The following is a 15,233-nucleotide window of genomic DNA, read 5'->3' on the forward strand; positions in this document are numbered from 1 at the left end:
CACGAGCTCAAGCTCATCGTCGACCTGATGTACGAGGGCGGCATCGGCAAGATGCGCTGGTCCATCTCGGACACCGCCGAGTTCGGCGACTACGTGACCGGCCCGCGCATCATCACCGCCGAGACCAAGAAGGCGATGCAGCAGGTGCTGGCCGAGATCCAGGACGGCACCTTCACCAAGCGCCTCATCGACGACGACGAGAACGGCGGCGCCGAGCTGGCCGGCTTCCGCAAGCAGGGTGCGGACCACCCGATCGAGAAGGTCGGCGCGCAGCTGCGCCCGATGATGGCCTGGATCGACGACGCCGGCGAGTAGCAGCACGCACGTCATCGGCCCGGCCCTCACGAGGGGCCGGGCCGCTGCCGTTGCCTAGCTCGCCGGGCCGAACCAGCCGCTCACGTCGGCGAGCAGGGCGACTCGCCCGCCGCTGTTGCGCAGCCGCACCATGCGGTCGCCCAGCCGGACGACGACCAGGTCCGCCGCGGTCTGCGTCGGTGCCAGGTTGAGGTTGCTCACCCGCGGCGGCTCGTTCGCCGTCGCCGGGTACACGCGCACGTCGGTGCTCGCCGTGGCGGCCACGCCCGTCACGTTCAGCACCGCTGCTGTGGCCAGGCTCGGGACCTGCGCCTTCCCGCCGACGCGCAGCAGGACGCTCTCGGCCGGGCCGACCGTCGTGGCCGCGGTGGGGCTGGTGCCGAGCCGGGTTCGGGTGTCGAGGATGCGTGAGGGGTTCACCGGCCGGAACAGCGAGCCGGAGCTGCTCGCGTCGTACCAGCCGGCCAGGTCGGCCAACAGGTGCACGCTGCCGGCCTGGTTCCGCAGCCGGACCCTCCCGTCCTGTCCCAGCCGCACGATGACGACGTTCGGGACAGGCGCGCCGGGCCCGGCGTTGATGTTGCTGGCGCGGGGCGGTGCGGTGTCGACGAACGGCGTCGGGTAGGCGCGGACGTCGGTGCTCGTCGTGGGGCTGACGGCCGTCACGGTGAGGGCGACGGCTGACGCGCCGAGCGGCACCGGGCTGCTGTCTCCGGTCACGGCGAGGTCGACGAACTCGCCGGGGCCCAGGCGGTCGGTGCGGGTCGTCCCGATCTGGGAGCGGGTGTCGAGCAGGCGCGTCGGGTCTGCGGGGGTGAAGGTCGAGCTGGCCGCCGGCGCGTAGTAGCCGGCCAGGTCGGCCAGCAGCGAGACCGCGCCGGCGGAGTTGCGGAGGCGGACCTTCCCGTCGTTGCCGATCGGCACCGTGACGAGGTTCGCGCGGGTGACGCCCTGGAGGAGGTTGAGGTTGGACACCTGGGGCACCGGCGAGAGCACGACGGGCGTCGGGTAGACGCGGATGTCGGTGGCCGCGGACGGGTCCACGCCCGTGACGTTGAGGACCACAGCGCGCGCGTCGAGAGGGACGCCCTCGCGCCCCGCGACCAGCAGGTCCACCACGCCGCCGGCGCCCAGTCGGGCCTGCGGTGCTCCGAGGCCCTCCCGGGTGTCCAGGACGCGCACCGGGTCGAGCGCGGTGTACGGCGAACCGCGCACGGCCGGCACGGCGTACCCCATGTCCGCGAGCATCCCCATGGCGATCTGGCCGACGTCGCTGAAGGACTCGCCGTTCTCGATGAACGGGGTCATCAGGCCGTTCGGGTGCTCGTCCGGGTAGCTGGCCTCGTTCAGGTGGCCGTACGACGTGCCCTCGAGGAACTCGCTCGGCGCGTAGAGGCGGACCTCGTTGCTGCCGACGGCGCTGCGGGCCAGAGTCCCCGCCCAGTAGAGGTGGTTGCCGGTGAGCGCGTTCTTCAGCTCGGTCGACCCGTCCGCCATGGACAGCAGGCGCTTGCCGCCGTTGCCGGCCTGCGCGGCTGTCGTGGCGTAGGTGAAGGTGTCGTAGGAGGTGCCGCTGCGGATGCCGGTCGCGCCGTTGACCTCGCGGTCGCCGATGGTCGCGCGGCCGTTCCCGTCGACCGAGGCCGTCCCCACCATCCCGAGCCCGTGGCCGATCTCGTGCAGCACCACCGTGCGGAAGTCGACCTGGTCGGCCGGCGGGTTGCCGTCGAGGCCGAAGTACAGGCCGGTCAGGCTGGGGTTGAACTCGGCCACGATGTCCGGCTCGCCCGGCAGCGTGTCCACGCCACGGCGGGCGTTGGCCAGGGCGACCGGCTCGAAGACGTCGTCGGTCTGCGTGCTGGTGCCCATGTCGTTGCGGCGGAAGTCCTGCGGGCCGGCGCCTCCGAGGATCGACGGGTCCGAGAACGTCGTCGCTGTGGCGTCGACCAGGATCGGCTGGGACGACTCGATCGTGCGCTCCCAGATGGCGACCGCCGAGTCGAAGGCGTCGCGTGCGGCCTGCGTCCACGTGGCGCCGTTCTGCCGGTAGGTCACCTGGATGTCGGAGACCGGCTGGGCCGTGAGGTTGCCGCGGGCCACCGGACCCGTCCCCTCCGCCGGTGCGCTGCTCGTGGTGCGCAGCCGGGCCGGCGCCGCCTGCCGGCGGACCACGCCGCTGGGCAGCGCGCTGTAGCTGCTGTCGCCGGCGGCGATGGCGGCGCGCAGGCTCACCGGCGCCGCGTGCAGCCCGTCCCCAGGAGCGGCGGTGGCGCTGCCGGCAAGGCCGCCGACGACGAGCGCCACGAGGACGAAGGCCGTCGTGAGGGGGCGGCGGGGAGTGCGGACCGGCACGGGCTGCTCCAGCAGGACGACGAGGGGGACGGCCATCGTGTCATCCCGCGCAGCGAGAAGGAGCGGGCCGAGGCCGCGCCGGTACCCTCGCCGCAGCCTGCCGCCGCGCGGGAGCACGTCCCCGCCGCCCGCCCGAAGGACCGCTGTGACCCGTCCCGCGACCGCCCCCTCCCGGCCCGTCGTCCTCATCGCCGAGGAGCTCGCGCCGTCCGTGCTCGCGGTGCTCGGCGAGGGCTTCGACGTCCGGCACGTCGACGGCGCCGACCGGGCGGCGCTGCTGCCCGCGCTGGCCGAGGCCGACGCCGTCCTGATCCGCAGCGCGACTCAGGTCGACGCCGAGGCGCTCGCCGCCGCTCCCCGGCTGAAGGTCGTGGCGCGGGCCGGCATCGGCCTGGACAACGTTGACGTCCCCGCCGCCACCGCGCGGGGCGTCATGGTCGTCAACGCGCCGCAGAGCAACATCGTCAGCGCGGCGGAGCAGGCGGTCGCGCTGCTGCTGGCCTGCGCCCGCAACCTCGCGCCGGCCAACACGGCGCTCAAGGCGGGGCGTTGGGAGCGCAGCCGCTGGACCGGGGTCGAGGTGGCGGACAAGGTCGTGGGCGTCGTGGGCCTGGGCCGGATCGGCGTGCTGTTCGCCCAGCGGATGTCGGCGTTCGGCACGCAGCTCATCGCCTACGACCCGTACGTCTCCCCGGCCCGCGCCGCCCAGATCGGCGTGCGGCTGGTCAGCCTGGAGGACCTGCTGCGCGAGAGCGACTTCATCTCCATCCACCTGCCGAAGACGCCGGAGACGGTGGGGCTCATCGGCGAGAAGGAGCTGGCGCTCTGCAAGCCGACGGTCCGCATCGTCAACGCGGCGCGCGGCGGGCTGCTCGACGAGACGGCGCTCGCCAAGGCGCTGGAGGCCGGGACCGTGGCAGGCGCCGGGCTGGATGTCTTCGCCAACGAGCCGTGCACCGACTCGCCGCTGTTCGGCTTCGACTCCGTCGTGGTCGCACCGCACCTCGGGGCCTCCACGGTGGAGGCGCAGGACAAGGCCGGCATCGCCGTCGCCCGCTCCGTGCGCCTGGCGCTGGAGGGTGACTTCGTGCCTGACGCGGTCAACGTCCAGGCCGCCGGAGCGGTCCCGGAGGAGCTGCGGCCGGCGCTGCCCCTGGTGGAGAAGCTGGGGCGCGTGTTCACCGCGCTGGCAGGGGGTCTTGCCGCGAGCATGGAGGTGGAGGTGCGCGGCGAAATCGCCTCGCTGGACGTCAGCGTGCTCCAGCTCGCTGCGCTCAAGGGCGTCTTCGCCGACGTGGTGGAGGAGCAGGTCACCTTCGTCAACGCGCCGACGCTGGCGGCCGAGCGCGGCCTGGAGGTCAGCCTCGCGACCGACCCGGAGAGCCCGGAGTACCGCAACGTCATCCGTGTCCACGGCGTCCTCCCGACGGGGGAGCTGGTGAGCGTGTCCGGCACCCTCACCGGGCCCCGCCAGGTGGAGAAGCTCGTGGAGGTCGACAGCTTCGACATCGAGCTCGTCGCCGAGAAGCACCTGCTGTTCTTCCGCTACCACGACCGGCCGGGCGTCGTCGGCGTCGTCGGCGCCGGCCTGGGTGACGCCGGCATCAACATCGCGGGCGCGCAGGTCAGCCGCACCGCGCAGGGCGGTGACGCGCTGATGGCGCTCACCGTCGACAGCGCGCCGCCGCACGAGGTCCTCGAGCAGCTCGCCCGCGAGATCGGCGCCCACTCCGTCCGGTCGGCTGATCTCTCGTGAGCGGAGCATGTGTGCGGCTCCCCGCGACGCAGGAGCGGGCGAGCCGCGCGCTTGCGGAGCGAGCACAGCAGGTGTCGGCATGAGCACCTTCACGTCCTACGACGGGACCCGGCTGGCCTACACCGAGGTCGGCACGGGTCCTCGCCTGGTCTGCCTGCCCGGCGGCCCCGGGCGCGCAAGCGCCTACCTGGAGGACCTCGGCGGGCTGACGGCCGAGCGCACGCTGGTGCTGCTCGATGCCCGCGCGACCGGCCACAGCGAGGTGCCGGCCGACCCGTCGACGCTGCGCTTCGACCGGCTGGCCGAGGACGTGGAGGCGCTGCGCGAGCACCTGGGCGAGGACCGCATCGACCTGCTGGGCCACTCCGCCGGGACCGTCGTGGCGCAGGCCTACGCCGCCGCCCACGCCGACCGGCTGCGCTCGCTCGTGCTGGTCACGCCCACCAGCCGGATGCAGGGCGGCAACCGCGAGGACACCGCCGCGATCATGGCCGCCCGCTCTGCCGAGCCCTGGTACCCCGACGCCTCCGAGGCGGCGGCCGCGCTGCAGGACGCCCCGCCCGCGCAGCAGCAGGCGCTGATGCGCGCGTTCCGACCCTTCTACTACGGCCGCTGGGACGAGCGGACGCAGGCGCACGCCGCGACGGCGGACCGCCAGATGAGCCGCCGCGCCGAGCTCGGCTTCGCCGCGGGTATCGAGGAGGTCGACCTCCCGGCGCTGCTCGAGGGGCTCGGGCAGGTGCAGGCGCCGGTGCTCGTGGTCGGCGCAGAGCACGACGCCGCCACCGGCGTCGCCGCCGTCGAGCTGGTCGCCGGCTGCTTCCCGCAGGCCGAGACCGTGGTGCTTCCGGGCGCCGGCCACTTCCCGTGGGTGGACGAGCCGGAGGCCTTCCGCTCGGCGGTCGCCGGCTTCCTGAGTAAGGTGGGCGCGTGATCCGGTCGAGCCTCTCGCTCCTTACGGGCCGCGACGGGGCCTCCACCTAGGCCGGCTCCCCGTCGCGGGTCCTCGTGCTGGCCGCACCCCCGCCACCGCCCCGGAGCTCACCGTGAAGCAGCACACCCGCTACAGCCCGTTCCCGCCGGTCGACATCGCCGACCGCACCTGGCCGAGCCGCACCATCGACCGCGCGCCCCAGTGGTGCAGCGTCGACCTGCGCGACGGCAACCAGGCCCTGATCGACCCGATGGACGCCGACCGCAAGCTGCGGATGTTCCGGCTGCTCGTCGAGATGGGCTACAAGGAGATCGAGGTCGGCTTCCCGGCCGCCAGCGCCACCGACTTCGACTTCATCCGGGCGCTCGTCGAGCAGGACCTGGTCCCCGACGACGTGACGATCCAGGTCCTGACGCAGGCGCGCGAGGAGCTCATCGAGCGCACCGTCCAGTCGCTGGTGGGCTTCCGCGGCAGCGCCCTGATCCACCTCTACAACTCCACCTCGACGCTGCAGCGCCGCGTCGTGTTCGGCCTGGACCGCGACGGCATCCGCGACATCGCGGTCCGCGGCGCGCAGTGGTGCAAGAAGTACGCCGAGGAGCTGCTTTCCGGTGCCGGAGGCGCCTCTGGAGGGACAGCCACGACCGTGCGCTGGCAGTACAGCCCGGAGTCCTTCACGGGCACCGAGCTCGACTTCGCCCTCGAGGTCTGCGAGGCGGTCATGGACGTGTGGCAGCCGACGCCGGAGCAGCCCGTCGTGCTGAACCTGCCCGCCACGGTGGAGATGTCGGTGCCCAGCACCTACGCCGACCAGGTCGAGTGGTTCCACCGCGCGCTGGGCGACCGGCGCAGCAGCGTCATCCTGAGCCTGCACCCGCACAACGACCGCGGCACGGCCGTCGCCGCCGCCGAGCTCGGCGTGATGGCCGGCGCGGACCGCGTCGAGGGCTGCCTGTTCGGCAACGGCGAGCGCACCGGGAACGTCTGCCTGGTGACGCTGGGCCTCAACCTGTTCAGCCAGGGCGTCGACCCGCTCATCGACTTCAGCGACATCGACGAGGTCCGCCGGACCGTGGAGCACTGCAACCAGCTGCCCGTGCACCCGCGCCACCCGTACGCCGGCGACCTGGTCTACACGGCCTTCTCCGGCTCGCACCAGGACGCCATCAAGAAGGGCTTCGAGGCGCTCGAGAAGGACGCCGCCGCAGCCGGCGTCCCGGTGCGCGAGTTCACCTGGGGCGTGCCGTACCTGCCGATCGACCCGCTCGACGTCGGCCGGTCGTACGAGGCCGTCATCCGCGTGAACAGCCAGTCCGGCAAGGGGGGCGTCGCGTACGTCCTGAAGAACGAGCACCACCTGGACCTGCCGCGCCGCATGCAGATCGAGTTCTCCCGGGTCGTCCAGGAGATCGCGGACGACGCCGGCGGCGAGATCTCCGGCGGGCGCATCTGGGAGCTGTTCACCTCCACCTACCTGCAGCACGACGCGCCGCTGCGGCTGGTCTCGTTCACCTCTGCCACGGGCGAGAGCGACCGCATCGAGGCGGTCGTGGAGTGGCAGGGGGAGCCGCGCACGGTCGTCGGCGAGGGCAACGGCCCCATCGCGGCGTTCGTCCACGCGCTGTCCGCGCTGGCCCTGGACGTACGGGTGCTCGACTACGCCGAGCACGCCACCGGTGCGGGCGAGGAGGCGCAGGCGGCCTCCTACCTCGAGGTCGCCGTGGCCGGGCGTGTCCTCTGGGGCTGCGGCGTGCACCCGAGCATCGTCACGAGCTCGCTGCAGGCGATCGTGAGTGCGGTCAACCGCGTCTCATGATCTGGGACACCCGTCCCAAGAACCTAGGCTGCTGGGCATGACGAAGCTGGCGGTCATCGGGGGCGACGGCATCGGCCCGGAGGTGGTTGAGGTCGGGCTGCAGGTGCTCGACGCCGTGCTGCCCGGGGTCGAGCGGACCGACTACGACCTCGGCGCCCGCGCCTACGCCCGCACCGGGGAGGCGCTGCCTGCCAGCGTGCTCGAGGAGCTGCGCGGACACGACGCCATCCTGCTCGGGGCGATCGGCGACCCGAGCGTGCCGCCCGGCGTGCTGGAGCGCGGCCTGCTGCTGCGCCTGCGCTTCGCGCTGGACCACCACGTCAACCTGCGCCCGGTGCGGCTGTTCCCCGGCGTCGTCAGCCCGGTCGGCGACCAGCCGGTGGACATGGTGGTCGTGCGCGAGGGCACCGAGGGGCCGTACGTCGGCAACGGCGGCCGGCTACGCGAGGGCACCCCGCACGAGGTGGCCACCGAGGTCAGCCTCAACACGGCCTACGGCGTGGAGCGGGTCGTGCGCGACGCCTTCACCCGCGCCGAGGCGCGCGAGCGCAGGCACGTGACGCTGGTGCACAAGACCAACGTGCTCGTGCACGCCGGCGGCCTCTGGAGGCGCGTCTTCGACCAGGTGGCTGCCGAGCACCCGGACGTCGCCACCGACTACGCGCACGTGGACGCGGCGTCGATGTACTTCGTGACCGACCCCGGCCGCTTCGACGTCGTCGTCACCGACAACCTGTTCGGCGACATCCTCACCGACATCGGCGCCGCCATCGCCGGCGGGATCGGCCTGGCCGCCAGCGGCAACATCGACGCGACCCGCACCAACCCGTCCATGTTCGAGCCGGTGCACGGCAGCGCCCCCGACATCGCCGGCCAGGGCAAGGCCGACCCCACGGCGACGGTGCTGTCGGTGGCCATGCTGCTCGCGCACCTGGGCGCGACGGCCGCCGCGCAGCGGGTCGAGGCGGCCGTCGCCGCCGACCTGGCCGGTCGCGGCACCGGTCCTCGTACGACCGCCGAGGTGGGGGAGTCGCTGCTCAGCCGGCTGTAGCGCCGGACCTGCTCGGGATACCTTCAGGGAGCGGCGCGGGCGGTCCCACGTCCCCGCCGGGACGGACGGAGAGCGCGACATGACCACCGCAGCCGACACCAAGGGCGGCATCGAGACCGTGCCCAGCACCTCGCGGCGCAGCGACGCCGAGCGCGAGGCCCTCATGGCCGACCCCGGCTTCGGACGCGTCCACACCGACCACATGGTGGCGATTCGGTGGAGCGTCGAGCAGGGCTGGCACGGCGCGAAACTCACCGCGTACGAGCCGCTGCAGCTCGACCCCTCCGCGATGGTCCTGCACTACGGGCAGGCGATCTTCGAGGGCCTCAAGGCGTACCGGCAGCCCGACGGCGGCGTGGCCGTGTTCCGGCCGGAGGAGAACGCCCACCGGTTCAACCGGTCCGCGGCGCGCCTGGCGATGCCCGAGCTGCCGGTCGAGCTGTTCATGGACGCCGTCGACGCGCTCGTCGACGCCGACCGCGACTGGGTGCCGACGGCCGAGGGGCAGAGCCTCTACCTGCGCCCGTTCATGATCGCCACCGAGGCGCAGGTCGGCATGCGGCCGGCCCACGAGTACCTCTTCCTGCTCATCGCCTTCCCCGTCACGCCGTTCTTCTCCGGCGAGATCAAGCCGGTGACCGTCTGGCTGTCCGACGAGTACGTCCGCGCGGCGCAGGGCGGCACCGGCGAGGCCAAGTGCGCCGGCAACTACGCCGGCAGCCTGCTCGCGCAGCGTCAGGCCGCCGAGAAGGGCTGCGACCAGGTCGTCTGGCTCGACGCGGTGGAGCGGCGCTGGGTCGAGGAGATGGGCGGGATGAACCTGTTCTTCGTCTCCGACGGCGGCACCCGCCTCATGACGCCCGCCCTCACCGGGACGCTGCTGCCTGGCGTCGTCCGCGACAGCCTGCTGCAGCTGGCCCCCGAGCTCGGCCTCACCGTCGAGGAGGGGCGCATCTCGGTCGACGACTGGCGCAAGGGCGCGGAGGACGGCTCGATCAGCGAGGTGTTCGCCTGCGGCACCGCCGCGGTCATCGCGCCGGTCGGCCACGCCAAGAGCAGCTCGGGCGAGTGGACGATGGGCGACGGCAGCTCGGGGGAGGTCACCCTTCGGCTGCGCAGCGCGCTGCTCGACCTGCAGTACGGGCGCGCCGCGGACCCGCACGGGTGGATGCGCCGCGTCGGGTCGTAGCCAGCACGCCTGCCGACGTCGTACGTTCCGGGTCCCCGACCTGCAGGAGCCAACGTGCTGGTGCGCGACGTCATGAGCGAGTCCGTCCTGACGGTGGGGCCGACCCACACGATCCGCCAGGTGGCGCAGGCCATGCGCAGCCGCCACGTGGGTGCTGCGGTCGTGCACGACCCGGACAGCGAAGGCCCCGGCATCCTCACCGAGCGCGACGTCCTCGAAGCCGTGGCCGGGGGGCAGGACCTGGACCAGGAGCTGGCCGCCGACCACCTCACTCCCGACGCGGTCGTCGGCATGCCGGACTGGGACCTGGACAAGGCGGCCGCCGCCATGGTTGCCGGCGGGTTCCGGCACCTGGTGATCTGCGACGGCAGCGAGGTCGTCGGCGTCATCTCGGTGCGCGACATCGTGCGCGTCTGGTCGCAGCAGCGCAGCGCTGCGCCTGCCTGACCTGCGGCTAGCCTCCCCGGGCGTGTCCGCCACCGTCGACGGCGTCGAGCTCGTCTTCCGTCACCCCGACCCCTCAGGCGCGCTGTCGGGGGTGCGCCTCCAGCAGGACGTGCGGCTGCCCGGCGAAGCGCTGGGCTTCGTCCGCGAGGGCGACGACTGGGTGCTGCGCGTGCCCCGGCCCGAGGTCGACCGCTTGGAGTACTCCTTCGAGCTCCAGCGCGCGGACGGCGGCAGCGAGTGGGTCGTCGACGAGGGCAACCCGGTGCGGGTCGGCGGCGCCTTCGGCGACAAGTCTGTGCTGGAGATGCCCGAGTACGAGGCGCCGGCCTGGACCCGCGCCGACCCGCCGCGCGTGCCGCGCCGCGAGCTCTCGCTGTCCAGCCGCGGCCTGGAGCAGGACGTGCCGTGCGTCCTCTGGTCCGCGGTCGGTGCGGACGAGTCGGCCGAGCTGCCGCTGCTGGTCGTGCACGACGGGCCGGAGTACGACGCGCTGGCCGGCCTGACGCTCTTCCTGGACGCGATGGTCGAGGCGGACCGCCTGCCGGCCATGCGCGCGGCGCTGCTCGCGCCGGTCGACCGCAACGAGACCTACAGCGCCTCGCCGGTGTACGGCCGCGCGCTGGCGCTGGGCCTGGTGCCGGGGCTGCGGAAGGAGGTGCCGACGAGCGTCGTGCTCGGCATGGGCGCCTCGCTCGGCGGGTTGGCCATGCTGCAGGCGCAGCGGACGCACCCCGGCGTGTTCGCCGGCCTCTACCTGCAGAGCAGCAGCTTCTTCCACCGGGTGCTCGACGAGCAGGAGAGCGGTTTCGAGCGCTTCAACCGCATCACCGGCTTCGTCGACAGCGTGCTGCGCGCGGGAGCGGCGACGGACCCCGTGCCGGTCGTCATGTCCTGCGGGCTCATCGAGGAGAACGTCGACAACAACCGCCTGATGACCCGCGCGCTGCAGGCCCAGGGCTACGACACGCGCCTGGTCGAGAACCGCGACGTGCACACCTACACCGGTTGGCGGGACACCTTCGACCCGAACCTGGTCGACCTCGTGCAGCGCGTCCTGCAGGGAGACGCGTATGCGGCGTGACGTCGTCGAGCTGTGCTCGCCCGAGCTCGGCTGGTCGCCGCGCGTCCTCGCCTACGGCTCGCACGGCCGGCCGGTCCTGGTCTTCCCTTCATCGGAGGGACGCGCCGAGGACTACGAGCAGAACGGGATGGTCGACGCGCTCCGCCCGCTGATCGACGCCGGGCGCCTGAAGCTCTACTGCCTCGACTCCTTCGACAGCGGCAGCTGGTACCGCGACGACCTCCCGCTGGAGGAGCGTGCGCGGCTGCACGAGGCGTACGAGCGCTGGGTGGTCGAGGGCGTCGTGCCCTTCGTCGACGCCGACTGCGGCGGCCGCCAGGAGATGGCCGTCACCGGCTGCAGCTTCGGCGCGTACCACGCTGCGAACATCGCGCTGCGCCGCGCGGACCTGTTCCCGCTCGCGCTCTGCCTGTCCGGCGTCTACGACCTGTCGGTCCTGGGCTGGGGCGAGCGCGGGACGTCGTTCCACCTCAACAACCCGCTCTGGTCGCTCGGTGCAGCGCAGGGCGACCACCTCGACTGGCTGCGCTCCCGGCTGTCCCTGCTGCTCGTCTGCGGGCAGGGGCAGTGGGAGGACACCACCGGCGCCCTCGACAGCACGAGGGCCTTCGGCCAGGTGTGCTCCGACAAGGGGCTGCGGGTGGAGGTCGACCTCTGGGGGCACGACGTCCCTCACGACTGGCCGTCCTGGCGCAACCAGATCGCCCACCACCTGCCGCGCTTCGTCTGAGAGAGGACTCTCCGCATGGCTGACCAGAGGCACCTGCTGGGCCTGCTGCTGGGCACCGAGGAGGACTGGCCGAGCGCCTTCGAGACCCTGGTACGGCGGCTCGACCCGGCGCTGAGGGTGGGCGGCGACACCCATCGGTACGACGTGGAGCGCATCACCGTCGAGCCGTTCGACCTGCGCCAGCCGTCGCGGTACTCGCTGGTCGTCGACCGCCTCGCCTACTGGTACTACGTGCCGCGCGAGTGGCTGAAGAAGGTCGCGCTGCTCGACGACGTCTACCTGCTCAACAACCCCTTCACGTTCCAGTCGATGGAGAAGCACGCCGCCTACTGCGCGATGATCCGGCTCGGGCTGAAGGTCCCCGAGACGTGGCTCGTGCCGCACAAGCAGCCGCCGGACAACCCGCGCTTCCCCTACACCGCAGCCAAGTACAACAAGCCGTTCGACCTGCGCGAGGTCGCGGAGAAGGTCGGCTACCCGCTCTGGATGAAGCCGTACGACGGCGGCGCCTGGGTCGGCGTCTCGCGCATCCAGGACGAGGCCGACCTGGTCCGCGCCTACGACGAGAGCGGCCAGCGGCTGATGCACCTGCAAGCCAGCGTCGAGGGCTTTGACGTCTTCGCGCGGTCGCTCTCGATCGGCGCCGAGACGATGGTCATGAAGTTCTCGCCGGACCGCCCGCAGCACGACCGCTACAGCGTCGAGCACGACTTCCTCGACGCCGCGACGGGGCAGGAGGTCGTCACGATCGGCAAGGTCGTGAACGCCTTCTTCAAGTGGGAGTTCAACTCCTGCGAGACGCTCGTGCGCGGCGGCCAGGTGCACCCGATCGACTACGCGAACGCCTGCCCGGACGTCAGCCTCACCTCACTGCACTACTACTTCCCGTGGGCGATGACGTCGCTGGTGAAGTGGTCGCTGTTCTGCACGGCGACCGGGCGCACGCCGCGCGTGGACCTCGACACCCGCCGCTGGTACGAGATCGCCGACTCCGACCGGTCGTACGAGGAGAAGCTCGGCGCGTACCGGACGCTTGCGGACGGCTACTTCCAGCAGCAGCAGTACGACGAGTTCGTCAGCACGCAGCTGGGCGACCTGGACGCGGTGGCGCACGACTACTTCGCCAGCCGGGAGTTCGACGACCTGCTGGTGCAGACCGTGCGTGCGACGTTCCCGGCGCACGAGCACGACCAGTTCGTCGCGCACTACCGCGGACTGCTCGGCGCCTGGGTCTCGGACGCGGCTGCTGCGGCGACGTAGGTAGCCTCGCCGGGTGCGCATCGCCCGCTTCGCCCATGCCGGCGAGATCTCCTACGGGGTTGTCCAGGGCGACCCCGACGTCCCGGCCGAGCTCGTCCTCGCCCCGCTGCAGGGGCACCCGCTGTTCGACCCGACGCCGACCGGCGAGCTCGTGCCGCTGTCGGCCGTCCGGCTGCTCGCGCCGACGCAGCCCATCAACGTCGTCTGCATCGGCAAGAACTACGCCGACCACGTCGCGGAGATGAAGGACCTGACCTCGGCGGGCACCTCCGGTGAGCCGACGGTCTTCCTGAAGCCGGCCACCTCCGTCATCGGCCCTGACGACCCGATCCGGCTGCCGGCGGGAGTGGGCCGGGTGGACCACGAGGGCGAGCTCGCCGTCGTCATGGGCAAGCCGGCGCGCGACCTGACGCCGGCCGACGCCCTGTCGCACGTCTGGGGCTACACCGCCGCCAACGACGTGACCGCCCGCGACCAGCAGAAGAACGACGCGCAGTGGACCCGCGGCAAGGGCCACGACACGTTCTGCCCACTGGGCCCGTGGCTGGAGACCGACCTCGACCCGTTCGACCTGCGGGTGCGCTGCGAGGTGGACGAGGTGCTGCGCCAGGACGGCCGCACCCGCGACCTGCTCACCGACGTGCCGGCGGTGCTGGCGTTCATCACGTCGTTCATGACGCTGCTGCCCGGAGACGTCGTGCTGACGGGCACGCCCGCCGGCGTCGGCCCACTCGAGCCCGGCAACGTCGTCCAGGTCTCCATCGAGGGCATCGGCACGCTGCGCAACCCGGTGACCTCCCGATGACGGTGCGGGTGCGGGTAGCCCCTTCTCCGACCGGTGACCCGCACGTGGGCACGGCCTACATGTCGCTGTTCAACCTGGCCTTCGCGCGCCAGCAGGGCGGCCAGTTCGTGCTGCGCGTCGAGGACACCGACCGCGCGCGCTTCCGCGAGGACAGCGAGCAGCAGGTCTACGACACGCTGCGCTGGCTCGGGCTCGACTGGGACGAGGGTCCCGACCGCGGAGGCCCGTACGCGCCGTACCGGCAGAGCGAGCGGCTCGAGACCTACAAGCCGCACGTGGACAAGCTGCTCGCCGACGGGCACGCCTACCTCTGCTGGTGCAGCGGCGAGCGGCTCACGCAGATGCGCGAGGACCAGCAGAAGCGCAAGGTGCCGACCGGCTACGACCGGCTGTGCGTCGGGAAGACGGCGGAGGAGCGGGCGGCGCTCCCGGGATACTCGCCGACGCCGGTCGTTCGCATGCTCGTGCCGGACGAGCCGCCGCTGTCGTTCGTGGACCTCATCCGCGGCGAGGTGAACGCGCCGCGCCCCGACGACCAGGTGATCCTCAAAGGCGACGGCTTCCCGACCTACCACCTTGCCGTCGTCGTCGACGACCACCTCATGGGCATCACGCACGTGGTGCGCGGCGAGGAGTGGATCAGCTCCACCCCGAAGCACCTGCTGCTGTTCGACTGGCTGGGCTGGGAGCGCCCGCAGTTCGCGCACATGCCGCTGCTGCGCAACGTGGACAAGAGCAAGATCTCCAAGCGGAAGAACCCGGCAGCGCGGCTGACCTGGTTCCAGGAGCAGGGCTACCTGCCCGAGGCGCTGCTGAACTTCCTCGGACTGCTGGGCTACTCGCTGCCGTCGGGGGAGGAGGTGTTCTCCTTCGCGCAGATGTCGGAGTCCTTCGACTGGGGCCGCGTGAACACCGTCGGTCCGGTGTTCGACCTCGACAAGCTCGGCTGGCTCAACGGCCACTACGTGCGCGAGCTGTCGGAGCAGGACTTCGCGGCCCGGGCGCTGCCGTTCCTGGTGTCGGCCGGCCTGGTGTCCTTGCCGGTCTCCGAGGACGAGCTCGCTGTACTTGCCTCGGTCGTGCCGCTGGTGCAGACCCGCGTGGCGGTGCTGTCCGAGCTGCCGGACCTGGTGCGCTTCCTGTTCGTGGACGAGGACGTCTTCCGCGTCGACCCGGCCGCCGCCGCCAAGGCGCTGGGGGAGGGCTCCGGTGCCGTGCTGACGGCCGCCGCGGACGCGCTCTCGGCGGTCGAGCAGTGGTCGGCCGAGACGGTCCAGGCGGCGATCGACGGCGCGCTGCTCGAGGGCGGCCTCGGCCTCAAGCGCGGCAAGGCGTACACGCCGCTGCGCACGGCCGTCTGCGGTGCATCCATCGCCCCCCCGCTGCCGGAGTCCATCGCGCTGCTCGGCCGCGAGCGCGCGCTGCGCCGGCTGCGAGCCGCTGCCGGCGCCTGATCCGTCCTGCGGCGGTGCCGGCCCGACCACGCCGTCCGCTAGA

The 15,233-nt window shown here is 72.5% G+C and carries 12 protein-coding genes and 1 pseudogene; 12 read left to right on the top strand and 1 reads right to left on the bottom strand.

Annotated features, from left to right (window positions below; translation table 11 throughout):
- Positions 1-315 (top strand): annotated as a pseudogene (locus tag JWP54_RS07410) (ketol-acid reductoisomerase); the annotation flags it as partial.
- 54 nt (positions 316-369) lie between these two features.
- On the opposite strand, the gene JWP54_RS07415 reads toward JWP54_RS07410, so the two are convergent.
- A complete protein-coding gene (locus tag JWP54_RS07415) occupies positions 370-2,703 on the bottom strand; it encodes a hypothetical protein (RefSeq protein ID WP_297369665.1) in 2,334 nt (777 codons plus the stop codon).
- A 109-nt stretch (positions 2,704-2,812) separates the two neighbouring features.
- Between JWP54_RS07415 and serA the strand changes: the two genes are divergently transcribed.
- The 11 genes from serA to gltX all read left to right on the top strand — a co-directional run bounded on the left by serA (position 2,813) and on the right by gltX (position 15,190).
- Positions 2,813-4,423: a phosphoglycerate dehydrogenase gene (gene serA, locus JWP54_RS07420; RefSeq protein ID WP_297369668.1), complete on the top strand. Its 1,611-nt coding sequence runs from the start codon at positions 2,813-2,815 to the stop codon at positions 4,421-4,423.
- A gap of 79 nt (positions 4,424-4,502) precedes the next feature.
- Entirely contained in the window at positions 4,503-5,357 is an 855-nt protein-coding gene (locus tag JWP54_RS07425; protein ID WP_297369671.1) for an alpha/beta hydrolase, read from the top strand.
- A 112-nt stretch (positions 5,358-5,469) separates the two neighbouring features.
- Entirely contained in the window at positions 5,470-7,173 is a 1,704-nt protein-coding gene (leuA, locus tag JWP54_RS07430; protein WP_297369674.1) for a 2-isopropylmalate synthase, read from the top strand.
- Positions 7,174-7,210: 37 nt separating this feature from the next.
- Entirely contained in the window at positions 7,211-8,224 is a 1,014-nt protein-coding gene (locus tag JWP54_RS07435; protein WP_297369677.1) for a 3-isopropylmalate dehydrogenase, read from the top strand.
- 79 nt (positions 8,225-8,303) lie between these two features.
- Positions 8,304-9,413, top strand: a complete 1,110-nt coding sequence (locus JWP54_RS07440; protein ID WP_297369680.1) for a branched-chain amino acid aminotransferase — start codon at positions 8,304-8,306, stop codon at positions 9,411-9,413.
- 54 nt (positions 9,414-9,467) lie between these two features.
- Positions 9,468-9,860 carry a cyclic nucleotide-binding/CBS domain-containing protein gene (locus JWP54_RS07445; protein WP_297369683.1) on the top strand — a complete coding sequence of 131 codons (393 nt, stop codon included), beginning with the start codon at positions 9,468-9,470 and terminating at the stop codon, positions 9,858-9,860.
- A 22-nt stretch (positions 9,861-9,882) separates the two neighbouring features.
- Positions 9,883-10,941, top strand: a complete 1,059-nt coding sequence (locus JWP54_RS07450) for a hypothetical protein (RefSeq protein WP_297369686.1) — start codon at positions 9,883-9,885, stop codon at positions 10,939-10,941.
- Positions 10,931-11,671, top strand: a complete 741-nt coding sequence (locus JWP54_RS07455; RefSeq protein ID WP_297369689.1) for an alpha/beta hydrolase-fold protein — start codon at positions 10,931-10,933, stop codon at positions 11,669-11,671. The genes JWP54_RS07450 and JWP54_RS07455 overlap by 11 nt, the downstream gene beginning before the upstream one ends.
- 15 nt (positions 11,672-11,686) lie before the next feature.
- A complete protein-coding gene (locus JWP54_RS07460; RefSeq protein ID WP_297369692.1) occupies positions 11,687-12,931 on the top strand; it encodes a hypothetical protein in 1,245 nt (414 codons plus the stop codon).
- 13 nt (positions 12,932-12,944) lie between these two features.
- Positions 12,945-13,736, top strand: coding sequence for a fumarylacetoacetate hydrolase family protein (locus JWP54_RS07465; RefSeq protein ID WP_297369695.1), 792 nt, complete (start codon positions 12,945-12,947; stop codon positions 13,734-13,736).
- Between the two features lie 8 nt (positions 13,737-13,744).
- Complete coding sequence (gltX, locus tag JWP54_RS07470) at positions 13,745-15,190, top strand: glutamate--tRNA ligase (RefSeq protein WP_367274192.1); 1,446 nt, start codon at positions 13,745-13,747, stop codon at positions 15,188-15,190.
- Positions 15,191-15,233 lie beyond the last annotated feature (43 nt).

It is taken from the genome of Cryobacterium sp. (assembly GCF_025463825.1).
Taxonomy (GTDB): domain Bacteria; phylum Actinomycetota; class Actinomycetes; order Actinomycetales; family Microbacteriaceae; genus Cryobacterium.